Below are 25,085 nucleotides of genomic sequence, written 5' to 3' on the forward strand. Positions count from 1 at the left end.
AACCCTCTATAATTACACTATTATAACTTTATGATTGATCAATATGATGCAGCCTTAATGCTGAGTAATACTACACAATATCACTGTCGTATTGGACCTCTCAATCTTAAATAATAGACAAATCAACACGTCTACGCAAATGGCATAATATCCATTAAAAAATATAAGATCACAGGTCTGTAATAGAGTAATTACGGAAGACTTTGAGGTGAATATGGGAAATAGAATAAAAATATTCGTTGACTTGACGATTATGGATAACAAATTAAAAAGATGTAAAAACAAGTATTATTGCGACTGAAGTTTTAATCGATAATCATAACAAGGATAAATATAATAAAAACACCCATTTGTAACAATGAAGCACAAATGGGTGTTTTTTATTAAAAAGAATCTTAATCCTTAAGATTACTCAGCGCTTTTATACTTTTTTTGGAGGAAGGTCGAAAGCGATCGCTTCATGTTCAAAATGTCCATTATGAGCACCATCGCAAAAAGGTTTATTCTTGGATAATCCACAACGACAGATGGAGAGCACTGTTCTGCCCTGTAAACCATAAGCATCTCCATTTCTATCAACGATTTCGAAATCACCTTCTATTTTTACCGAACCATTATTATTGATCGTAAGTTTTGTCTTTGACATAGCTATTTTATAAATATTTTCCTATACAAACCTAGGAATAATCAAATGACTTTTTGCAATTTACTAGCTATTTAGAAGCGTTCCTTTTAATCTAATTAAATTAGGGTCTGTAATGATATAACTGACACCTGATTTATTAAACTCTTATATGATCCCATATAATGAGCCGCCTTTTGCCCCTAAATTATCCACTCTTTTCTCTACTGCAGGATCCTTAATCAAATCTGGCGCATGGTGTGGTTTACGTCTAGCATCAATAATAAGAGGTCCGTGACAACCCCAATGTTTGTATTTGGTAAAACTATTGACACCGTAAATATCATATGCTGGGTTTGATCTAGTAAAAGTGACCCAAACAAAATTATTCTCATTTGCTGCCGTAAAGTCTGCATCATCAGCCAAGACAATCATCTGAATTCCTGAAAATTCTTCATCTTTCATAGCATCACACCAGTTTTTTAAGATCGTTTCTTCCTGTTCATAAGATGTAAATGCTGCTCCATCGACTACAACAATTCCCGGCATAGCCATTTTAACATTGTTAAATGGCCTTGGGATCGCTAAACCAGCCGGAATCTCCTTACTTAACGATCTTTTCTTTGAACCTGCGGCCGCAAAAACAACCTTTGATCCAGCATTGAGTCCATCTCCAGAATAATCTAGAGTATCTATGGTTGTATTGGTATGAAAGTGCAAATCTCGCGTTAGATCAATTCTTTCCAACATATGCATAAAAAATCCTGCAACATTATAAATATCCAATGATGGATCATCTTCAATTGCTGCTATAAATAAATACTTTGCCAAACTCAGCTGATTTTTACCTAAAGCTTGACTTGCGATAGTCAAAATTTCTTGCGGACGATCTACTTTTTGATAAGGTGTATAACTTTCTCGACCTATCGCAAAAAGCAATGGATGTACTCCTGCAGCATCTACAGCATGGACCGCTTGCAAACCATTGATCTCTTTAGGGATAGCTGCTCCTGTAATTTCATGGATCAAATTACCAAAACTAGTGTCCTCCTGAGGAGGCCTTCCGACAACTGTAAATGACCAGATAGGATCCTTCTTGTGATAGACGTTATGAACCTTCATCAATGGAAAAGGATGTGTCAAACTATAATAACCGATATGATCACCAAATGGTCCCTCAGGTTTCGTTTCATTCGGATAAACAGTACCCGTTATAACAAAGTCAGCATCTGAAGAGACACAAAAACCTTCCTTATCATAGAAATAACGAAATCTACGATTACCTAAAGCTCCGGCAAAAATCATTTCAGATAATCCCTCAGGCAAAGGCATAACTGCTGAAAGCGGATGTGACGGTGGACCACCAATGAAAATACTGACTTTTAGAGGTTTTCCTAATTGATTTGCTTTCTGCTGATGAATACCAATCCCCCGATGCAATTGGTAATGTAGACCAATTTCCTTATCTTGAATATAATCATTACCCGAAAGCTGTATACGATACATACCAAGATTAGCCTGCATAATACCCGGTTTCGTAATATCCTCGGTATAAACCTGAGGCATAGTCACAAAAGCTCCGCCATCCATAGGCCAGTTAATTATCTGAGGAAGCTTGCTAATTGCTGTTTTTCCATATAAAATGGGAGCATTAGTTTTCTTTTTCCAGGGCAACGCTCCTAGTGCAACAGCGGAAGAACTTAAATATTTGAATGGATTTTTTAAGACCGATGTAGGATCCATTTTGACATCGACCAATTTTTTAATATGGTCAAGTGTATCTCTAAACATAAATTTAGAGCGATTCAAAGTGCCAAATAGATTTGAAACAGCAGGAAAATCAGAACCTTTTATATTTTCAAAATATAAAGCTGGACCCTCGACGTCATATACACGCATATGTATTGACGCCATCTCAAGATAAGGATCTACCTCCTCCTTGATACGAATTAGATGTCCATGCTGCTCTAAGTCGGCAACACACTCTGCTAAACTTTTATACCCCATAACGCCCTCTTTTTATTATTCTACTACAAAAATAACAGAATAATTGGCAGGATAAAGTTTAAATGACACCTTCAGTAATATTATTTGTCAATCAAAAAATTACGATGCATACTTGTAAAAGTAAAATGAACTTTGCTAGACCAACTTGTATTGTCAACGTCAGACTCATACTTCATAATCCGTCGAAATTCATCAAAATTTTCTTTATGGATATTGTAAAAACGGGTATAAAATAATTTAACCATCCACTTGCTAATAGAGACCGTTCGGTACGTTCCACCTGGATGATTTACTTGCATATAACGCGAGAAAAGTTGCTTATAATCTAAACACTCGTCCCCACCTAAATAAATAACTTCACTAATAAAATCATGCTTCCACGGCATTACCCTAATCCAACGGTAAACATCCAATAAGGATATGGGGCTAAATTTGAGACTACCGATATGGTTCCAGTAAGGAATATATCTACTCTTAGCCAATTTGCTAAAAATATCACTTAAAATTGTACCCTTTCCAATTGCACTACTTTTCAATACCACCGTATATTTGACCCTAAATTCTTCAAATAATGTTTGAATAGCATCTATATAAGAAGAATCCATCAATTGAGCCATGTATACAATTCGATCACAAGAATTTTGCTTACACACTTCAATAAAATTACGGAGTGAAATAAGTTCCATCTGCATATTCAATGGATCGTTCAATCCTGGGACCTGAGTAAAGTATATTCCTAATTGCAGATCTTCTAGATAAAAATCTTTGGGTAGCGTGTTAGTCTTAAATAAATCAATTTCAAATAAATCTGCGGTCACAGATTCATCCAATCTTTTGTTAAAAATTTTCAAATTCCGCACTAGCCCCGTAACCTTAAATTCATCACTATGTAGATGGCTAACAGCTCGTCTTCCCAAATACGTATTTAAACCTGTAATTAATACATCCATCAATGAATTATTAAAATTTCTTTTATCACAAATTAAACAAATAAAATACAGTAAGGTTTAATTGAAACCGTTTTTTTACATTTTTAGTTATTGTCCTTTTATTGTCAATATGTCAATAATGTCAATAAAACAAACAATAACCTTATATATTTGTACATCCTATATGCTTTCTTGGGGGAAATAGTACAACAAAATTATATCTGTATGGAAAAAAGGGCTGCGTTGATTTGGTTTAGAAATGATTTAAGGCTTCATGACAATGAAGTATTCTTAGAAGCATCCTCAAAAAGTACCTTTATCATACCTGTATTTTGTTTCGACCCTAGATATTACGCTAAAAATCAATATGATTTTCTAAATACCAATGTAATAAGAGCTGCTTTTCAGTTAGAAACAGTAAAAGCACTGAAAGAAAAATTACAATCTCTTGGTAGTGATTTAATCACTTTTGTCGGATATCCAGAAGATATCATACCGCGTATTGCTCAAAAATATGAAGTAGATGAAGTGTATCATCATCGTGAGGTTGCTCATAGAGAAACGACAATTTCTGAAAAAGTTGAGGAAGAACTCTGGAAAAGTAGAATTAATTTAAAACATATTATTGGTCATACATTATATCACAAAGAGGATCTACCTTTTCCGATCCGTGATATTCCAAATTCTTTTGCAACATTCAAAAAGAAAATAGAACGTGAAAGTTTTGTGCGAAATACCGCAGACTATCCAACTAATTTCATGACTGCTCCACATCTAGAAAAAACAGCCCTTCCCACTTTAGAAGAATTAGGCTATAGCTCTGAGGAAATTGTTCTTGTCAGTAATAAATTAATCGAAGGTGGAGAAGATTTAGGTCTGGAGACGATGCAAATGATATTAGATGATCCACGAGGTTCAGAACATGATTACACATTGTTATCACCTTTTATAGCTTTAGGATCATTATCGCCAATTAAATTATACCATGAAATCAAAAAAAGAGAAAATGGCAAGAAAAGCAAGCGTTTTGATAAAATCATAGATATGTTGCTCTGGAGAGATTATTTTAGATTCATGCTAAAAAAATATCCAAATGTATTCTTTAAAGAAAAAGGATTTAAGAAAGAGCAGATTATGAGTAAGAACGATCAATTGCTTTTTGACAAATGGCGATTTGGAGAAACAGAAAATGAATTTGTTAACCAAAGCATGCAACTACTTCAAAAAACAGGATATTTACCTTACTTCGCCCGAATTATTGTTTCTAGCTATTTGGTACAAGAATACAATATCAATTGGTTGAAGGGCGCGTATTGGTTTGAACAAAATATATTTGATTATTCGCCAGCCACTAATTACGGCAACTGGTCACATATAGCAGGCGTAGGCACAAGCGAGAAAGATAATATGCCGATAGATTGGCTAAAACTCATTAACACGCATTACCCAAAAGGCATTCAAGTTCCAGAAGATTATTTAGGACAAATAAATTAATGTCCTTTTTGAATAAATAAAAGATTATCGATGATTTATCGTCATAATTCTAATCTTTATTAAAACGACATTAAAATTTATATTCCTCGCTAAAATAATCAATTACAGTACCTAAAACTCTATTTTTATTCCTAACTTTGACACATTCATATTTTTTCAAATAGATGGACAAACTTACATATTTGAGTAACGCCGATTCGAGCTATATCGACGGGTTATATCAAGCGTACAAACAAGATCCAGAATCCGTAGATTTTGGCTGGCAAAAATTTTTCGAAGGTTTTGACTTTGGTCAAAACGCAGGTGAAAGTGTTGGTGTTTCAGCAGATGCAACACCAGATCATGTTTTAAAGGAAATAAATGTATTGAACATGATTAATGGCTACAGAGATCGTGGTCATTTATTTACACAAACAAATCCGGTACGTGAGCGTCGCAAATATTACCCTGGAAAAGAATTAGAAACATTTGGTCTTTCTGAAGCAGACATGGACACCATTTTTAATGCTGGTGTTGAAGTTGGCCTAGGTCCAGCCAAATTGAAAGATATCAGACAACTCATCGAGGACACTTACTGTCGTTCGATTGGTGCAGAATTCAAATACATCCGTAACCCTGAAAAAATTAAGTGGTTACAAGATCGTATGGAAGCTGACCGCAACAAACCAACGTATTCTTTAGACATCAAAAAAAGAATCTTAGATAAATTAAATCATGCAGTTGCTTTTGAGAGTTTCTTAGGAACAAAGTTCTTAGGTCAAAAACGTTTCTCATTAGAAGGTGCAGAAAGTTTAATTCCTGCTTTAGATGCCGTTATTGAAAAAGGTTCAGAATTAGGTATCCAAGAATTTGTTATTGGAATGGCCCATCGCGGTCGTTTAAATGTTTTGACGAATATCATGGGTAAACCTTACAAAACTGTTTTCTCAGAATTTGAAGGTAAAACTTATGCTGAAGATCCCGAAGTAAACTTTGGTGGTGATGTTAAATATCACTTAGGTTATTCGACAGATGTTAAAACCGATGATGGTAAAACAATACACTTAAGTTTAGCACCCAATCCGTCACACTTGGAAACAGTAGATCCGATTGTTGAAGGTTTGGTCCGTTCAAAGATTGACATGAAGTATGAGGGAGATTCTTCAAAAATCGCTCCTATTGCTATTCATGGTGATGCTGCTATTGCAGGACAAGGTGTGGTGTACGAAGTAACACAAATGTCTAAATTAGATGGTTACAAAACTGGTGGTACTATTCATATTGTTATCAACAACCAAATTGGTTTTACAACAAACTATAAAGACGCAAGATCAGGAACTTACTGTACTGATGTAGCAAAAATAACTTCTTCTCCTGTATTTCACGTAAATGGTGATGATGCTGAAGCATTAGTATATGCAATTAAATTAGCGGTAGAATATCGTCAAAAATACAAAACTGACGTTTTCATTGACTTGCTATGTTACAGAAGATTTGGTCATAATGAGGCTGATGAACCGAAGTTCACACAACCATTATTATATAAACTCATCGAAAAGCATCCTAATCCAAAAGAGGTTTATGCTAAAAAATTAATTGATGAGGGAAGCATAGACGAATCTTACTCTAAAAAAATTGAGAAAGAATTCAAAGCTGTTTTACAAGAAAAACTAGAGGAATCTAAGGAAGTTGTTAACTTAACAGAAGAAACTCCAATGTTCTCAGGCGCTTGGAAAGGTTTACGTCCTGCTAAAAAAGGAGAATCTTTTGCACCTGTCAAAACTCATGTTTCTGATGAGACATTTTTGCAATTGGCGAAAGAGATTACAACACTTCCAACTGATAAAACGTTCTTCCGTAAAATTTCACGCTTGTTCGAAGATCGTGCTAAGATGATTGAAAAAGATTCTTACGATTGGGCAATGGGTGAATTAATGGCTTACGCTACATTATTAAATGAAGGAAGTCGTGTTCGTATTTCTGGTCAAGACGTGCAACGTGGTACATTCTCCCACAGACATGCAGTATTGACATTGGAAAACTCGGAAGAGACTTATACACCTTTGGCAAATATCACTGGTGGAGACAAATTCTCAATCTACAACTCTCTTCTTTCTGAATATGCAGTATTAGGTTTTGAATATGGTTATGCTTCTGCTAATCCGCATGCATTAACAATATGGGAAGCTCAATTTGGAGATTTCTATAATGGTGCACAGATCATCGTGGATCAATATTTATCATCTGCTGAAACCAAATGGAAGCGTTCAAATGGGTTAGTGATGTTATTACCTCACGGTATGGAAGGACAAGGCCCAGAGCACTCTTCTGCTCGTATCGAAAGATTCTTAGAGCTTTGTGCTAATGAAAACTTAATCCTAGCAAATTGTACTACACCAGCTAACTACTTTCACTTATTACGTCGTCAACAAGTTCGCGAATTCCGTAAACCATTAGTAGCATTTACACCAAAATCTTTATTACGTCACCCTAAAGTAGTATCACCATTAAAAGATTTTACTTCAAATACATTCCAAGAAGTAATTGATGATACTAATGTAAACGCAAAAGATGTAAAACGAGTATTGTTCTGTTCTGGTAAAGTATATTATGATTTATTAGAGAAACAAGAAGTTGACAAACGTAAGGATATTGCCATTGTGAGATTGGAACAACTATTCCCTATTCCTGAGGAACAATTGAAGGCAATTCGCAAAAAATATAATAAAGCAACTCAATTTGTGTGGGTTCAGGAAGAAAACGAAAATATGGGAGCTTGGTCTTACTATTGTCGTAAACTAATGAATACCGAAATTGCTTTCACTGGTTTTGTTGCACGTAAAGAAAGTGGAAGTACAGCAACAGGCTACATGAAACAACACGTAGCACAACAAGCTGAAATTTTAAATAAATCATTCGAATAAAAACTATTTTTATCCAATTGCGTCTTTTATCAAAAAGACGCAATTGTCTGTAAAGAACATTATATATGAGCTTAGAAATTAAAGTACCAACCGTAGGTGAATCCATTACTGAGGTAACCTTGTCACAGTGGTTGAAACAAGATGGCGATTACGTTGAAATGGACGAAAACATCGCGGAATTGGAATCTGACAAAGCAACTTTCGAATTACCAGCTGAAAAAGCAGGTATCTTAAGAATCATTGCTCAAGAAGGAGATACTTTAGAAATTGGTGCTGTAGTATGTACTATCGAAGAAGGTGGTGCTCCTACTGGTGATGCAAAACCTGCTGCTGCTGCTGAAGAAAAAGCGAGTGCACCTGCCGCAACAGCAAATGTAGCTGATGAGAATCCTGATTCTTATGCTGCTGGTACAGCTTCTCCCGCTGCCGCAAAAATTTTAAGAGAAAAAGGAATTGATCCTGCAACTATTAAAGGCACAGGTAAAGAAGGGCGTATCACAAAAGAAGATGCTGAAAAAGCACAAGTAGCTCCTAAAGCTGTTGCGCCTGCTAAAGAAGCTCCGAAAGCTGCTGCTCCGGTTGCTGTAGCTGGTTCTCGTAATGAGCGTCGTGAAAAAATGACTTCTCTACGCAAAACGATTGCAAAACGTTTAGTTTCTGTAAAAAATGAAACGGCTATGTTAACGACTTTTAATGAAGTCAACATGCAGCCGATCATGGATTTACGCGCTAAATACAAAGATACCTTTAAAGAAAAACATGGTGTAGGTCTTGGATTTATGTCATTTTTCACTAAAGCAGTAACAACTGCTTTAAAAGAATGGCCTGCTGTAAATGCTAGAATCGAAGAAAACGAATTGGTATATTCTGATTTTGCAGATATTTCAATTGCAGTTTCTGCTCCTAAAGGACTTGTAGTTCCTGTACTTAGAAATGCGGAATCGATGTCATTACATGAAATCGAAAAAGGAATTGGGGCATTAGCTGTAAAAGCACGTGACAATAAATTAACGATTGATGAAATGACTGGTGGTACATTTACTATCACTAATGGTGGTGTATTTGGTTCAATGATGTCAACTCCGATTATCAATGCTCCTCAATCTGCTATTTTAGGTATGCACAATATCATTCAACGTCCAGTTGCTGAAAATGGTCAAGTGGTCATCCGTCCGATGATGTATATCGCTCTTTCTTATGATCACCGTGTTATTGATGGTCGTGAGTCTGTAAGCTTCTTAGTACGTGTAAAACAACTATTAGAAGATCCTGCTCGTTTATTATTAGAAGTGTAATAAAGTAGCTTATACAAAAAAAATCCCGATGTGAACAATTCACATCGGGATTTTTTTTTGTATTCAATCGTTAATGTTCAAAGATATTTTTATCCCCTCGCCTGTAAAGCCAAAGCGTACAATTTCATTTGTTTCACCATCGATAGCAATCCATTAGCACGAGTGGGTGAAAGGTGTTCATTTAGACCTATCTGATCAATAAAGTATAAATCAGCCTCCACAATTTCTTTTGCTGTATGACCAGATAGCACCTTTACCATCAAACTCACCAGTCCTTTTGTAATGATAGCATCACTATCGGCAGTGAAATACACTTTTCCATCTTTTACTTCGGGAAAAAGCCACACTTTTGACTGGCATCCTTTGATGATGTAATCATCTTTTTTATGTTCTTCGCTGATTAATGGAACCTCTTTCCCCAATTGAATGATATATTCATATTTTTCCATCCAATCGGTAAAAAAAGAAAAGTCATCAATTAATTCATCTTGTATTTCGTTAATAGTCATGACTATTTATATTTTTTAAACTAACATATTAGCTGCTCTTTTTAGACCAGCTACTAAAGCATCTACTTCTTCTTTTGTATTATAAAATGCAAAAGAAGCACGAATCGTACCTGGAATTTCAAACCGATCCATTACAGGTTGCGCACAATGGTGACCTGTACGTACTGCAATACCCAATTTATCCAAGATCACACCCACATCATAAGGGTGAGTACCATCTATCAGGAAAGAAATAACCGAACTTTTATGTGCTGCAGTACCAATAAAACGAATTCCCGGTACAGTTTCCAATTGCTCTTGTGCGTAAGATAATAACTCCTCCTCATAAGCAGCAATCTCGTCGATCCCAATAGCGTTAATATATTCGATAGCAGCATTTAAACAGATACCTGCTTCGATATTGGGAGTTCCAGCCTCAAACTTAAATGGTAATTCATTATAAGTTGTTTTTTCAAATGTAACTTCTTTAATCATATCTCCTCCACCTTGATATGGCGGAATTGCATTTAAAGCATCTTCTTTACCGTATAACACGCCTATACCAGTCGGTCCATACATCTTATGTCCAGAGAAAGCAAGAAAATCAACATCTAAATCTTGAACATCAATTTTTACATGCTGGATTGCTTGAGCCGCATCTAATAAAACAGGAACATGATGTTCATGTGCTATTGCGATCATTTCCTTTACAGGGTTGATTGTTCCGAGAGAATTTGAAACATAAGTAAAAGAAGCAATTTTGGTTTTTTCTGAAAAAAGTTTTTTATAGGCCTTGATATCCAGCTCGCCAGCATCATTCATAGGAATCACTTTCAACAGAGCTCCTTTATCTTCGCATAACATCTGCCAAGGAACAATATTAGAATGATGCTCCATGGCAGAAATAATGATTTCATCTCCAGCAGCAATATTTACTTTACCAAAACAAGTAGCAATAATATTAATACTATGAGTAGTACCTGTAGTGATAATGATTTCATGCTCATGCTTGGCATTAATAAAAGCCTGAATACTCCTTCTGGTCACTTCAAAAGCATCTGTAGAAATTTGACTTAAATAATGAACACCTCTATGTACATTACTATTCATATCTGAATAATAGTGTGTAATTGCATCAATAACAGATTGCGATTTTTGAGTAGTCGCTCCATTATCCAAATAAACTAAAGGCTTTCCATTGACCTCCCTTTTTAAAATGGGAAAATCTGCCCGAACTTTATCTATATCGAAATCTTTCAATTGTTTTTGTTCCATGATATGAACAAAGTTAAGAGTATTTTAGCATAAAAATGTCTTCATTATCTACTTTTTAAATATAGATTAGTATTTAATCCTTACCTATCCATCGAGATAGATTGCTGTTTTTTTTACAATATAAATGTATAAATCTTTCTTTTTATACAATTTTTATTGAAGCTATTTAATTATCTTTGTATTGATATGCAAGAATTACCTCTAAATTTACCCGAAGGCTCAAGAAAAGAAGTGATGAGCTACTTGGAACCGTTCATGCTGAATGAGATGAGCGAGTATTTAAAGCCTGTAGACGAAATGTGGCAACCAGCAGATTTTCTACCGGATGCTTCTAGAGATACATTTTTTGATGAAATTAGAGATTTGCAAGAGAGTGCGAGAGAACTTCCCTATGATTTGGTTGCTGTTTTAGTTGGTGACACCATTACAGAAGAAGCATTACCGACCTATGAATCCTGGTTAACCATGGTAGAAGATGTGGAGAAAAATGAACAAGGTGGCTGGATGAGATGGGTACGTGCTTGGACTGCAGAAGAAAATCGTCATGGAGACCTTTTAAATAAATATCTTTATTTATCAGGAAGAATTGACATGCGTCAATTCGAGATATCAACCCAGTATTTAATAAAAGATGGTTTTGACATTGGTACAGGTGCCGATCCTTATCGTAACTTTATCTACACTTCTTTTCAAGAATTAGCAACCAACGTTTCTCATAGACGTGTAGCTGGGCTATCTAAGAAAAATGGGGATAAGTTATTAGCAAAGATGTGCGGTGTAATTGCTGCAGATGAAGCACGTCATGCTAAAGCATATATGTCTTTTATATCTCATGCGTTGGTCGTTGATCCGAGTGAGGTGATGATTGCTTTTGAAGACATGATGCGCAAGAAAATTGTAATGCCAGCTCAATTTTTAAGAGAATCTGGAGAACCACAAGGCGAAGCATTTGCACACTTCTCTGATGCGGCTCAACGTCTTAATATCTATACTGCGATTGATTATGTTGACATTTTAAAAGAGCTTAATGCAGATTGGAAGATAGATCAAGTGAGCGGCTTAAACGAAAAAGGAGAAAAAGCACGAGATTATTTAATGAGACTTCCTGATCGTTTATTACGACTGGCAGATAGAATGAAAATCCCAGAAAAAGAATATAAATTTAAATGGATCTACGATCAGAAATAAAAAAAAGCTCGATATTAAGTATCGAGCTTTTTTTATCAAAAAATTATCAGTAAAGGATTATTTCACTCCGCTCATCAGTTTCTTCACGATTGGCGATAAAGCAATTAAAACAATCCCTGCAATCAACGAATAGACACCCAATTGTTTGTAGCTATCTGTATAAGTGATCAATTTATCTGCTAAAGAATCTCCTTCTCGAGCTTCTGCCATGCTTGCACCGATTAAACCTGCAACATACTGTCCGTATGCACTGGCCAAAAACCACATCCCCATCATGATCCCTTGCAACTTGGCCGGAGATAGTTTTGTCATAATAGACAAGCCAATAGGAGACAAACATAATTCTCCCACAGTGATCACCAAAAGTGCTAAGGTGAATACATCTAAAGAGGCAATACCATCCTGTGCAAAAAACTTGGTTCCAAATAATACATAGTAACCCAGCCCAAGAAATATAAATCCTAATCCAAATTTAATAATGGTATTAGGTTCCATTTTTCTTTTTGATAGCCAAATCCATAAAAGCCCAAAAATTGGCGCTAAAATAATAATAAAAAATGCTCCTCCAGAGTTGTTTACACCATTTGGATCTAAATGAAATAAACCTCCTAATATGGAATCGTTCAGATTCTTTGCGGCAAAAATACTTAATGAACCACCACTTTGTTCGTAAATACCCCAAAAAATGATAGAAAACAAGATGAAAACTAAAGCTGCAATCAATTTGTTTCTTTCTACCTTATTCAATTTTGTCATTTCATAAAATAGGTAGATTAGTGTCAATGGACCGATCAGATACATAAAGATATCCGTATATTCCGTTTTAGAAACCATAACCTGTACCAGTGGAATTAATAATAAGGTACCTATATATACCGCATATTCAGCCCATTTTGGCAATTCCTTGACTTTAACAATCGCATCTGGATGACCGGGTTTCAAACCAATAGGTCCCAAGTGAAACTTAGTAAAATGAAAATTGATAAGACTAATAAGCATACCCACAGCAGCTAAACCAAAGGCTACATTCCAACGATGCGCTTCATCAATAACGGAAGCTAACATATATCCTTTTCCAATAGCTACACAGATATAACCTCCGAGGAATGCTCCTAAATTGATACCTGCATAAAATAAGGAGAATCCTGCATCACGGCGATTATCATCAGATCGATATAGTTCGCCGACCATCGTCGAAATATTAGGTTTGAAGAAACCAGTACCAATAATGATAAAGGCTAGTCCAAAAAAGAAAAATTGATGAGGATCTGTTGCCAATAAGGCACTACCAACAATCATCAAAGTCCCACCCCAGAAAAGGGACTTCCTAAATCCTAAGATCTTATCAGCAAATAATCCACCGATAAATGTAAATGCATATACAAATGCTTGTGTGGCACCGTACTGTAAATTTGCTTCCTTTTCTGCAAAATTAAGCTGAGTGATCATAAAGAAAACCAGCATTCCACGCATTCCGTAGAAGCAAAAACGTTCCCACATTTCGGAGAAAAATAAACTCCAAATCTGCTTTGGATACTTTCCTTCAAATTGTTGAACCTGTTCTAATGTTTGTTGTCCCTGTTTTGACATTTCGATTATTATTAAAAAAGCTTCCTAAAAAGGAAGCTTTATCACATTTTATTATTTAATACCAGGCATTAATTTTTTAATGATTGGATTGAGTATCATTACCAATAAACCTGCAGCTGCTGGAATAGCAGTAAACAAAAAGAAGAAATGACTTAACGAATACTCCTGTTGAATGGTTTCCACTTGCCCACCTAAAACTGCGGCAACTTTTTGCGCAATCGCTATGGCTAAATACCAGATTCCGAACATAAATGCTAACATGCGCGCTGGAACGAGTTTCGAAACATAAGAAAGACCAACTGGTGAAATGAATAACTCTCCTAACGTATGAAACAAATAGGTTAATACTAGAAAAACCATAGATATTTTAACTCCTTCTGCTATTCCCCAAGATCCCAATCCAATAATGAAGTAACCAATAGCTACTAATATCAATCCATAGCCATATTTCATAGCTGCAGAAGGATTGTATTTTGATTCCCATAATTTAGAAACCGTAGAAGCCAGTGCTATAATAAAGAATGAATTCAATGTTGAAAACCAGGAGACCTTAATCTCAGACACTTCTTTTGAAAACTCATTTTTCAGCATCCAGATTGCTGCTCCCCATATCAAAACAAAACAAATAATAAGGATGATATTTGATAAAGCAATTTTGCTCCAGGTAGCTTTTGCCAATTTCACCAATACCCAAGATATCAGTGCTAAAGGAACAACAGTCAGCAAGGCATTCAAAATATTAAAAATTTGAAGCGCACCACCAGATAAACTCCGATCTATATTATCACGTGCAACAAGTACCAGAGATGTTGCTCCCTGCTCAAAGCTCATAAAGAAGAAGATCAAAAAGAATGCTAAGAAAACAACTGCGATCATGCGATCACGCACGATTTTATCGTATCTTTTAATACGCGATGATATCAGATAGATAAAAAGAATCAGAGCAAGAATGATCATCAGATATTGACCTCTCAAAAATGGCAGATCCAGTGCACTAAACATATCAATAATGCCATTTTTGGACAAAGGATCATTAAAAGCATAAAGGAAACCAACGACCGATATAATAGCAATTAAAATATAATCTAGAGTAGTAAATGGATTTCTCTTATCTGCATCAGCTAATAATTGATCTTCCTTATTCATTTCTTTAGACTGGTCTAAGACACCTAAATTGCCCATCAACGGTTTTGCAAATACAAACTGCAATGTACCTAAAAGCATAAAAATACCTGCTAAACCAAAACCCCAGTGCCAACCCTGTGTTTCTGCAACATAACCACATAACATCATGCCAAAGAATGCACCTGCATTGACTCCCATATAAAAGATCGTGTAAGCGCCATCTTTCTTTTCTGGTAAGTCTTTATACATTTCTCCTAAAATTGACGGCATATTGGGTTTAAAAAAGCCTGTACCGATAACTAAACATGCTAAACCAATAAAGAACATGACCTGCGTATCAAAAGCCATAGCAGCGTGACCAATCGTCATGATGATAGAACCAATAATAACGGCCTTTCGCGATCCAATATATTTATCAGCAATAATACCTCCTAATATTGGTGTTAGGTAAAGCATCATCGCGTATGTACCATACAACGCTCCAGCTTGTTCTGCGCTCCAAGCCCATCCGCCTTGTATGACGGTAGCAGTTAAAAATTGGATAAGTAATACCCGCATGCCGTAGAACGAAAAACGTTCCCACATCTCGGTAAAGAAGAGGACAAATAACCCTGACCGTTGTCCTAGAACATTTGATTTATAAAAATCAGAAGTAGTCCCTTCTGAAAATGAAGCCTTAGATGCTTGACCCATATCTATAATTTAAATCTAATTAAGCGTATTGAAAATTTTAATAATAGTCTACAAAGAAACAAAAAACAATCGCATTTTTTACTGAATAATTGTATTATCTCTATTAGAAGAGCTCATTTTTGAAACAAAAAGAGACGTTTCAAATGAAACGTCTCTTAAAATAATATATAATGAGCATGGGATTAATTTATACCGTGCATCATTTTCTTTAATACTGGATTTAAAATAAGTAATAATAAAGCTGTTGCCGCTGGAACTATGGCAAAAATCATAAAGAAGTATGACATAGAATGTTCAGCTGTAATTTTATCAATATAGGATCCTAAATATCCACCAATAAAATTAGCAATAGCTGATGCACAGAACCAAAATCCAAATAACAAACCTAATAATTTCTTAGGGGATAGTTTACTTACATAAGATAGTCCAACTGGTGATAAGCATAACTCTCCTGTAGAATGAAAGAAATAAGCTATAATTAACCAAACCATACTCACGGTTGCAGTCTTAGCTCCCTGCGGAATTTCACTTGCACCATAAGCTAATGCAGCAAAACCAACACCGACAAGAAGAAGTCCTAAGGCAAATTTCACCGGCCCTGAAGGATTCCATATTTTTTCCCAAAATTTACTGAAAGAATTAGCCAATGAAATAATAAAAAACGCATTCAAGATCTGGAACCAAGAAGCAGCTACTTCTGTTTCTGTTGCTCCAAACTCCCTAAAAACTTTCCATAGACCTAAACACCAAATAACAATAAATGAAACTCCTGTGAAGATAATCGTTAATGGATATTGTTTATAGATTTTCTTTGCTAGCGTTAGCAACACAATACTCACAATAACCATTGGAGCAATGGTCAAGATCGTATCGATCCATTTGAAAGTAGTAGCTGTATTTCCTGAAAGGACACGTTGCGTATAGTCTTTAGCAAAAATAGACATCGATCCTCCTGCTTGCTCAAATGCTAAAAAGAAAACAATACTTGCGATCATCAAAACAGCAATCACAATCAAACGATCTCTGACCACATTAGCAGGAATCACCTCTTCGGGTTCCTCTTCATGATTTTTGATTTTTTCATCATGGAAAGCTTTAGTCGCTTTTGGAGATTCTCCAATAACACCAAAAATCTTTTGAGCAAAATAAAACTGCAACATACCGAAGAACATGAAAACACCTGCTAATCCAAAACCATAGTGCCAACCTACTTTCTCTCCGATATATCCACATAAAAGCATACCTAAAAATGAACCGGCATTGATACCCATGTAAAATATGGTATAACCAGCATCCTTCTTAGAACTTGCATCGGGGTAAAGATTACCAACCATCGAAGAAATATTGGGTTTAAACATTCCATTACCGAGAATCATTAAACCAAGACCTACGTAAAAGAAATTTGCGTTTATTCCCTCGAAAGCCATAGATAGATGCCCCATTGTCATGATTAGCGCTCCAATTAAAATGGCTTTTTTAAATCCGGTCAATTTATCGGCAATCATACCACCTATCAACGGGGTTAAATAAACCAGTCCCGTATAAAGACCATATAGTTTCATTGCCTCTTCATTACTCCACCCCCATCCTTTATCAGCAAGGGAACTGATTAAGAAAAGTGTTAATAAAGCACGCATGCCATAATAACTAAACCTTTCCCACATTTCGGTAAAAAATAGGACAAATAATCCCGCAGGATGTCCAATTACCATCTTATCATCCACGCCTTGTTTTTTCAAATGGATAACAAGAGCTTCATCTCTTTCTTGATACATATATTTAATAATAGGGTTCTCTAAGTTATAATTTTAGCAAAATAATAAAAAGATATCGAATTAATGAATTCCGTGCATCATTTTCTTGATACCCGAACTACACAAAACTAAAATAATAGCAAATATAAAAGAAACAACGGTAAACATCCCAAAGAAATAAGACATCGAGTGTGTTGCTGTAATATTATCTATGTAAGAGCCTATAAAACCTCCTATAAAATTGGCGATGGCATTTCCACAATACCAGATGCCAAATAGAAGTCCTATTACTTTTTGAGGGGATAATTTACTGACATAAGATAGCCCAACGGGTGATAAACAAAGTTCCCCAACGGTCTGTAAAAAATAAGCCAGTACCAGCCAAATCATACTAACAGATGCTGTTTTTGCTCCCGGAGGTATAGCTAAACTTCCATAGGATAATGCGGCAAAACTTAAACCAACAATTGCCAAACCCAATGCTAGCTTAATGGGACCTGAAGGATTCCATACCTTTTCCCAAATCCGACTAAAAGAAGTTGCTAAAGTGATGATAAAAAATGAATTCAACATAGGAAACCAAGATACAGTGACTTCGGAACTTAGAGAATTAAATTCTCGATATAATTTCCAACCGCAAAGCACCCAGATGATCACGAATGACAGTCCTGAGCAGATGACAATAAGGGGATACTTAAACCAGATTTTTTTTGCTAACGCAAACAAAACTGCCGATACAACAAGAATTGGAAAAACAGTCAAAGCTGCATCGACCCATTTAAAAAGGACTGCAGTTTGGCCTTCTAAAATACGTTGTGTATAATTCTTTGCAAAAATAGTCATCGAGCCTCCAGCCTGTTCAAAAGCCAAGTGAAAGATGATGCTTGCAAACATGAAAATACCGATCACAATTAATCTGTCGCGAGTAACATGTGCTGGTGTTGTTACCTCACTCTTATCCTTTACTTCTTTTATTTCCTTCTCTTTAGTCGACTGTGGAGTATCACCGATAATGCCAAATATTTTTTGAGCGAAGAAAAATTGCAACATGCCCAAGAACATAAATATACCTGCTAAACCAAATCCAAAATGCCAACCCACCTTTTCTCCGATATATCCACAAAGCATCATTCCTAAAAACGCTCCGCCATTAATACCCATATAAAAAATGGTATAACCGGCATCTTTCTTACTACTGGAATCTGGATAGAGCTTTCCAACCATGGAGGCAATATTGGGTTTAAACATACCATTGCCCAAAATCATCAAAATCAATCCAAGGAAGAAAAAATGAGTATGAATTCCTTCCAAGGCCATAGCAACGTGGCCAGCAGTCATAGTTACCGCACCAATTAGAATGGCTTTTTTATAACCCAACAGACGGTCTGCAATTACTCCTCCAAGCAGCGGTGTTAAAAATACAAAACCCGTGTAAAGTCCATACAACTTCATCGCCTCTTCATTACTCCACCCCCATCCTCCATGTGCAATTTCACTTATCAGAAAAATTGTTAGTAAGGCACGCATGCCGTAATAGCTGAAACGCTCCCACATCTCAGTAAAAAATAAGACAAATAGACCAGCAGGATGTCCTTTTACTAAAATATTATCGACTTGCAGTTGCTCCAAATGTGAAACAAGGGCTTCATCTTTTAATTGATTCATAGGTATGGTTTGTTTTTTTATTGATTGTTTCTAAAGGTGCTGCAAAATACTAATTTAATTCAGTTGCTGAATTAAATTAGTATTTTATTGGCTTAAATTTCGCTATTCATTTACCACATGTAAGATCTGTGGATATTTCGATTGATAATCGTTCAACCCCAACTTATACGAAATGGTAAATCTTTAGACAACGATTTGCATCTTTGAATTTCTAACAAGTCTAATGGGTATTAGGCGAAAATAACGATTACAAAAAAAGGGAAATCAATAATAGATCTCCCCCTTTTAATATATAGATATTGATGGTAAAATTTCATACCACAATTACCATATCATTATTAAATTGTAGGACGCAAACGCTCCAATAATTTTTTTGTTGCAAAAATACCTTCTTCTTCACTAAGCTTACTTCCTTCGTATTCAATACCGATGTAACCTTTAAATTTAGCATCTTTTACTATTTTAAGCATTCGTGCATAATCGATTTGAGTCTCATTACCATTAGCATCAAAATCATGTGTTTTAGCACTCACTCCTTTGGCGTACGGCATTAAATCTGCTACTCCCTGATAACGATCGTACTCATAAAAATTACCTAAATCTGGTAAACTTCCACAATTTTTCTTACCGACAGTTTTTAAAGTATCTGCCAACCAATCACCATGAGATGAGATCCCACCATGGTTTTCAACGATAACACTGATCTTTGATTTTTTACCGTAATCGGCTAATGTTGAAAGACTGTCAACCACCGCCTTTTTCACTTCCTCCGGAGTTCCTTTACCAGCAGCATTTACACGTACAGCGTGACAACCTAAAAAGTGAGCCGCATCAATCCATTTGTAATGATTTTCTACAGCTTGTTTACGTTTGGTTGCATCTTCATCTCCTAGATTGCCTTCACCATCGATCATAATCAATACATTGCGAACTCCATTATCTTTCGCGCGATTATTTAGATCTTTCAAATAAGTCATGTCTTTCGCTTTATCTTTGAAAAAGGCATTTACATATTCTACGCCATAAATTCCAAATTTTTTAGCTGCTAGCTCTGGGAAATCAATATTTTTTAGATCCCCCTTAAAAAGGGTTTTGTGCAATGACCATTCGGCCAGTGAAATATCAAACCAGTTCTTCGGAGCAGCGAGCAAATCTAAGCTCGGCATTAACGCTACTCCTGCAGCAGTTAAACCCAAATTTTTGAGAAAATCTCTTCTTGAATTCATAATTTTAGTATTTAGTTTAAGTTCTTTTAAATATTACCCCAGCCAGTTGTTAGTACATCTACCAAATGAATAGTTCTGATCGGCAATTTATATTGGTCGATATAGGCTTGTAACTGTAACAAACAGGAGGCATCTGTCGAAATGATATAATCTGCACGCATATCAAGAGCATTTCTCACTTTTTGCTCTGCCATCGCAGACGATATACCTTCAAATTTAACAGCAAATGTACCTCCAAAGCCACAGCAAACTTCACTATCCTTAACTTCCACCATTTCTAAGCCAAGTACTTTACTCAATAGGCGCCTGGGCTCCTCTTTGATTTTACATTCGCGCAATGCTGAGCATGCATCATGATAAACTCCGATTCCTTCCAATTCTGCTCCAAAATAATCTTTCTTTACTACATTGACTAAAAAATCAGAAATTTCAAATATATTTTTTTGGATCGATCGACAGTGCGATTGCTCGATGGAGCCCGTGAACAAATCATTATAACTATGTTTAACCATACCCGTACATGATGCCGATGGAGAAACTATATAATGATCTGCACTAAAATCCTTTAAAAACTTTTGCCCAACTATCGTTGCTTCATCCCAAAAACCAGCATTATAAGCTGGTTGACCACAACACGTTTGCTCAGCATTATACGTAACTTCACATCCTGCTTTCTCTAACAATCGTATGGTATTAAAAGCCGTTTCCGGATACAACTGATCAATAAAACAAGGAACAAAAAGTTCAACTTTCATATCGTATATTCTTAAATTTAAATTTAGGATTTATTATATCGCAATAGACGAATTAATAGTAACAATCCAATTATAAAAAATAAAGATAAGGATAATGCCGAATATCTGATATTGTGTGTGATTTGTTCTATCATCGCGAATGAAAATAATCCTACAACAATGGCTATTTTTTCCGTCACGTCATAAAAGGAGAAAAATGCGGTCGTATCTTGTATATCTTCAGGAATTAACTTTGAAAATGTCGATCTGGAAAGTGATTGAATGCCCCCCATCACCAAACCAACTAAGGCCGCTAATATGTAAAACTGAATCTCTGTTGTGAGAAAATAAGCTGAAATACAGATACTGATCCAAATCACAACGACTAACATTAATACTTTAACATTTCCAATACGAGCAGAAATAGCAGACATAATGAATGCTCCAGCTATCGCAACAAGTTGAATTAAGAGAATGGTTCCTATTAATTTAGTAGCTCCCAAATGTAGCACTTTCTCCCCGAAAGCAGATGCTACGATCATCAAAGTCTGCACACCGATACTATAAAAGAAAAATGCAGGTAAAAACTTTTTTATTTCTGGAATTTGTTGAATATGTCCCCAAACAGAACTAATTTCAGCTTTTACTTTTTCAACTAATGATAAGCCTTCTCCTTTTCTTGTTGCAGGAATATTAGGAAGATATTTAAATGGAATAAGTGAAAACCCTAACCACCAGAGTCCAACCATTAAAAATGAAATCCTTGCGGGCAAAGATGGGTCCGATATGCCAAACCATTCGGGTTTCAGGACAACAATGAAACACAAAATCTGCAACGTCACACATCCGACATAACCATATGAAAAACCTTGCGCACTCACTTTATCTTGCTGATCAACAGACGCAATAAGAGGTAAATATGAATTGTTAAAGAGAACACCGCCAATATAACCCATAGCAGCTATTACAAAACAGATAATACCGATTTCTAACGTTTCTAACTTAAAGAAAAACAGTCCCATACAAGCGATTGCTCCCGCTGTAGTAAAAAATTTCATAATTTGTTTCTTCTTTCCGTTGGCATCAGCATAGGACGAAATAAAAGGCAGCGTCAATGCCATGACCAAGTAAGCAACCGCCAAAGCAAAGTTTGATAGGGCCGTATTGACAAACTCAGCATCAAAGAAACGTACGACGTCACCATGCTCTTTTGTATTCGTAATTGTGGTATAATAAACAGGAAAAATAGTCGAGGTTATAACCAAGTTATAGGCTGAATTAGCCCAATCAAACATCGCCCATGAGCGAATTAATTTTTTATTATTTTTTTGAATGACAGACATACTTGAGGTTTAGTTGATAAAAATAATGATTAACCCATATAAACTGAAATATTAATAATTTTGCCTGATATAGGTCATGATATTAACCATTTCCTTTCTAATATTACTCCCTTTTTCATCAATAAAATTGTTATTCAGAAAAGAAAACGCGAGTCTTTTACCTGATCTTGTGATTAAGTAACCACTTTGACAATATACGGAAGTGATCGTACCTGTTTTTGCAAATATAAAAGGAACACCCAGATCTTTACTATAAGCTCTTTTCAATGTACCATCAACACCGCCAGCAGAAAATAGTTTAAATCTTTTCGTTTCATCTGGAATCTTATTCTTTATAGCAACTAAAACATCGACCATGCTTTGGGGGCTTATTTTATTGTAGGATGATAATCCTGATCCATCATGGAGAACAGTCTCATCAGAATAATATTTATAGTAATTATCCTGCATCCAATTTCGAACTAAATAGGTGTCAAATTTTTTAAAATTCTGTAGCGATGCCATCATTAAAATTTGTTCTGCTAGATAGTTATCACTTGGTAACATCATTTCACGTAAAACATAATTTGTAGCATTAGAATATAATGTTTTTACATCTATGGGCTTATTATAATCAATGATTTGTATTTTTTTATTTAGCGTATCAGACAATAATTTAATAGCCAGATCATCCGAGTATTTAAACGGGATTTCATTCACATAATTGGCAGGAATATTTTCTCGAGATTGTAAAAATTCATTTTCAGTAAATGATCGACTCAATGCAAATTGACCTTTGTCAAGCATGGGTTGTATGGTTTGCTTATCTTGAAAATAAGCTGGAACGATACTCATTTTATTATTTCCGGTCGCTCGAAAGGTAACCACGTTTCCATAAATAGGTAAAACGGCAATTTCAGGTTGATAATATGCATCGAAATCATCCATAGACCACCCAGCAGCAAAAAATCGATTTCGCATCGGACTTGGAACATAGAATAGTTTTTTATCTGTTTTCTTTAGAAAATTATAAACTATGTGAGAGTCCATTTTACTATGTAAAAATGTCGGATCACCTGTTCCCCAAAATAAAAGAGAGTCACCTTTTTCTACATATTGCAATCCTGGAATAGAATCACCCAATAACTCTAAAGCGGCATAAAGTGTGAACACCTTTGTATTGGAAGCTGGTGTAAAATGCTTGTGCCCATTGATATCGACAACAAATCGATTACTATCCAAATCGTACAAGGAAAATCCAAAAAAGTGATCGTTAAGTATTGGGGATTGCTGTAGTTTAGTATAAACGTCATTATACTGCTGGGCAAAAGAACTAAAACTATATGTACCTACAGCTAGAAAAAAAAGTATCTTCTTTAAAAATTTCATCAGCGTAAAACTACGAAAATTGATATATAAAATTGATTTAACATCTCTTAATCAAAAAAAGAGTTGAAGTCTGCTGCAATCTATATTTTGATAACTATAACACGTAATGATCATAAATTAATGATCTAAAGATGACGACATCGTGATGCCATAACCAACAAAAAAGGGATCCGCCGGTTTTAAAGCCTTCAAATTAGTATTGATGAAAACTTACAGTCAATCAATAAATATAAAGCAAAAGGTGCTTATATTTGTTCTTAATGGATGTAAGCAATTTATTAGAAAGAGCCTTAAGATTTGAGTTTTTAACCAAAGATGAAGGTATATATTTATATCATCATGCAGCCACAGCTGATTTAAGCTATGTTGCAAATGAGTTACGTAAAATACAAGTACCTCATGGTAAGGTTACTTGGCAAATAGACCGTAATGTAAATACAACAAATGTTTGTATTGCAAACTGTAAATTTTGTAATTTCTTTCGTAGACCTGGTCATGATGAGAGTTACATTACGGATATCGAAACCTATAAGCAAAAGATTGAAGAGACCTTTATGTATGGCGGAGATCAATTATTGTTACAAGGGGGGCACCATCCCGACCTAGGATTAACATTTTATGCTGATCTATTTAAACAATTAAAAGAATTATATCCGACATTAAAGTTACATTCTTTAGGTCCACCAGAAATTGCGCATGTTGCTAAATTAGAAAACATGTCACATATAGAGGTGCTTAAGGCGCTAAAAGAAGCGGGTTTAGACTCACTACCTGGAGCAGGGGCTGAAATCTTAAATGACCGTGTTAGACGTCTTATATCTAAAGGTAAATGTGGTGGTAAAGAATGGTTAGATGTGATGCGTGCTGCTCATCAAATTGATCTACCAACTTCAGCAACGATGATGTTTGGTCATATCGAAACGATTGAAGAACGTTTTGAACATCTGGTGTGGATCAGGGAGGTACAGGCTGAAAAACCTGAGGGACACTTTGGTTTTGTAGCATTTATTCCTTGGCCATTTCAAGATGATGGCACCTTATTAAAAAGGTTAAGAGGCATTACTAATGATGTCACTGGCGAAGAATATATTCGTATGATCGCTTTAAGTAGAATTATGCTTCCAAATATCAAAAATATTCAAGCCTCGTGGTTGACTGTAGGAAAAAGAACTGCTCAGTTATGCTTACACGCTGGTGCCAACGATTTTGGATCGATCATGATTGAGGAGAATGTTGTTTCGGCTGCAGGTGCTCCACATCGATTTACAGCAAATTCTATTCAGAAGGCAATACAAGAGGCCGGATTTGAACCTCAACTGAGAACACAGCGCTACGAATTCCGTGAACTTCCTGAACATATGGTTGAACAAGTAATCAATTATTAAT

18 protein-coding genes are annotated in these 25,085 nt (G+C 35.5%); 5 read left to right on the forward strand and 13 right to left on the reverse strand.

The genetic code is table 11. The annotated features are described in order from the left end of the window. Positions 1 to 421 precede the first annotated feature (421 nt). The 3 genes from MUB18_RS21250 to MUB18_RS21260 form a co-directional block, all read right to left on the reverse strand. Positions 422 to 646, reverse strand: a complete 225-nt coding sequence (locus MUB18_RS21250) for a CDGSH iron-sulfur domain-containing protein (protein WP_038696638.1) — start codon at positions 644 to 646, stop codon at positions 422 to 424. 144 nt (positions 647 to 790) lie between these two features. Further along, positions 791 to 2,629, reverse strand: a complete 1,839-nt coding sequence (locus tag MUB18_RS21255) for a UbiD family decarboxylase (RefSeq protein ID WP_094772828.1) — start codon at positions 2,627 to 2,629, stop codon at positions 791 to 793. Between the two features lie 80 nt (positions 2,630 to 2,709). Beyond that, the gene (locus tag MUB18_RS21260) at positions 2,710 to 3,579 is read right to left on the reverse strand and encodes a hypothetical protein (RefSeq protein ID WP_248754565.1); all 870 of its coding nucleotides are present in this window, start codon (positions 3,577 to 3,579) and stop codon (positions 2,710 to 2,712) included. A gap of 204 nt (positions 3,580 to 3,783) precedes the next feature. Here MUB18_RS21260 and MUB18_RS21265 point away from each other — a divergent pair, with 204 nt between their 5' ends. The 3 genes from MUB18_RS21265 to odhB all read left to right on the forward strand — a co-directional run bounded on the left by MUB18_RS21265 (position 3,784) and on the right by odhB (position 9,250). Next, a complete protein-coding gene (locus MUB18_RS21265; protein WP_248754566.1) occupies positions 3,784 to 5,052 on the forward strand; it encodes a deoxyribodipyrimidine photo-lyase in 1,269 nt (422 codons plus the stop codon). Between the two features lie 164 nt (positions 5,053 to 5,216). Further along, complete coding sequence (locus MUB18_RS21270; protein ID WP_045753212.1) at positions 5,217 to 7,955, forward strand: 2-oxoglutarate dehydrogenase E1 component; 2,739 nt, start codon at positions 5,217 to 5,219, stop codon at positions 7,953 to 7,955. Positions 7,956 to 8,020: 65 nt separating this feature from the next. After that, on the forward strand, positions 8,021 to 9,250 hold the full coding sequence (gene odhB / locus MUB18_RS21275; protein ID WP_248754567.1) for a 2-oxoglutarate dehydrogenase complex dihydrolipoyllysine-residue succinyltransferase: 1,230 nt from the start codon (positions 8,021 to 8,023) through the stop codon (positions 9,248 to 9,250). A gap of 89 nt (positions 9,251 to 9,339) precedes the next feature. Here odhB and MUB18_RS21280 read toward each other — a convergent pair whose 3' ends face one another. Then, positions 9,340 to 9,759: a SufE family protein gene (locus MUB18_RS21280; RefSeq protein ID WP_248754568.1), complete on the reverse strand. Its 420-nt coding sequence runs from the start codon at positions 9,757 to 9,759 to the stop codon at positions 9,340 to 9,342. Between the two features lie 15 nt (positions 9,760 to 9,774). Then, complete coding sequence (locus tag MUB18_RS21285) at positions 9,775 to 11,013, reverse strand: cysteine desulfurase (protein WP_248754569.1); 1,239 nt, start codon at positions 11,011 to 11,013, stop codon at positions 9,775 to 9,777. A 186-nt stretch (positions 11,014 to 11,199) separates the two neighbouring features. Here MUB18_RS21285 and MUB18_RS21290 point away from each other — a divergent pair, with 186 nt between their 5' ends. After that, on the forward strand, positions 11,200 to 12,201 hold the full coding sequence (locus tag MUB18_RS21290; protein WP_248754570.1) for an acyl-ACP desaturase: 1,002 nt from the start codon (positions 11,200 to 11,202) through the stop codon (positions 12,199 to 12,201). A 57-nt stretch (positions 12,202 to 12,258) separates the two neighbouring features. Here MUB18_RS21290 and MUB18_RS21295 read toward each other — a convergent pair whose 3' ends face one another. From MUB18_RS21295 to MUB18_RS21330, 8 genes are all read right to left on the reverse strand, one after another. Beyond that, positions 12,259 to 13,791, reverse strand: coding sequence for a peptide MFS transporter (locus tag MUB18_RS21295; protein ID WP_094772830.1), 1,533 nt, complete (start codon positions 13,789 to 13,791; stop codon positions 12,259 to 12,261). Between the two features lie 51 nt (positions 13,792 to 13,842). Next, positions 13,843 to 15,609 (reverse strand): peptide MFS transporter, encoded by a 1,767-nt coding sequence (locus tag MUB18_RS21300; RefSeq protein WP_045753217.1) that lies wholly within the window; start codon positions 15,607 to 15,609, stop codon positions 13,843 to 13,845. Between the two features lie 182 nt (positions 15,610 to 15,791). Further along, positions 15,792 to 17,384, reverse strand: a complete 1,593-nt coding sequence (locus MUB18_RS21305) for a peptide MFS transporter (RefSeq protein ID WP_045753218.1) — start codon at positions 17,382 to 17,384, stop codon at positions 15,792 to 15,794. Between the two features lie 60 nt (positions 17,385 to 17,444). Then, entirely contained in the window at positions 17,445 to 19,028 is a 1,584-nt protein-coding gene (locus tag MUB18_RS21310; RefSeq protein ID WP_248754571.1) for a peptide MFS transporter, read from the reverse strand. A 338-nt stretch (positions 19,029 to 19,366) separates the two neighbouring features. Further along, positions 19,367 to 20,254, reverse strand: a complete 888-nt coding sequence (locus tag MUB18_RS21315) for a sugar phosphate isomerase/epimerase family protein (protein WP_045753219.1) — start codon at positions 20,252 to 20,254, stop codon at positions 19,367 to 19,369. Positions 20,255 to 20,280: 26 nt separating this feature from the next. Then, positions 20,281 to 21,009 carry a (Fe-S)-binding protein gene (locus MUB18_RS21320; protein WP_045753220.1) on the reverse strand — a complete coding sequence of 243 codons (729 nt, stop codon included), beginning with the start codon at positions 21,007 to 21,009 and terminating at the stop codon, positions 20,281 to 20,283. Positions 21,010 to 21,032: 23 nt separating this feature from the next. Then, positions 21,033 to 22,331 (reverse strand): MFS transporter, encoded by a 1,299-nt coding sequence (locus MUB18_RS21325; RefSeq protein WP_248754572.1) that lies wholly within the window; start codon positions 22,329 to 22,331, stop codon positions 21,033 to 21,035. A gap of 51 nt (positions 22,332 to 22,382) precedes the next feature. Next, positions 22,383 to 23,699: a D-alanyl-D-alanine carboxypeptidase gene (locus MUB18_RS21330; RefSeq protein WP_248754573.1), complete on the reverse strand. Its 1,317-nt coding sequence runs from the start codon at positions 23,697 to 23,699 to the stop codon at positions 22,383 to 22,385. A 260-nt stretch (positions 23,700 to 23,959) separates the two neighbouring features. On the opposite strand from MUB18_RS21330, the gene MUB18_RS21335 reads away from it, so the two are divergent. Further along, a complete protein-coding gene (locus tag MUB18_RS21335; protein ID WP_045753223.1) occupies positions 23,960 to 25,084 on the forward strand; it encodes a CofH family radical SAM protein in 1,125 nt (374 codons plus the stop codon). The last annotated feature ends 1 nt before the right edge of the window (position 25,085 follow it).

This window comes from Sphingobacterium sp. PCS056 (assembly GCF_023273895.1).
Classification (GTDB): domain Bacteria; phylum Bacteroidota; class Bacteroidia; order Sphingobacteriales; family Sphingobacteriaceae; genus Sphingobacterium.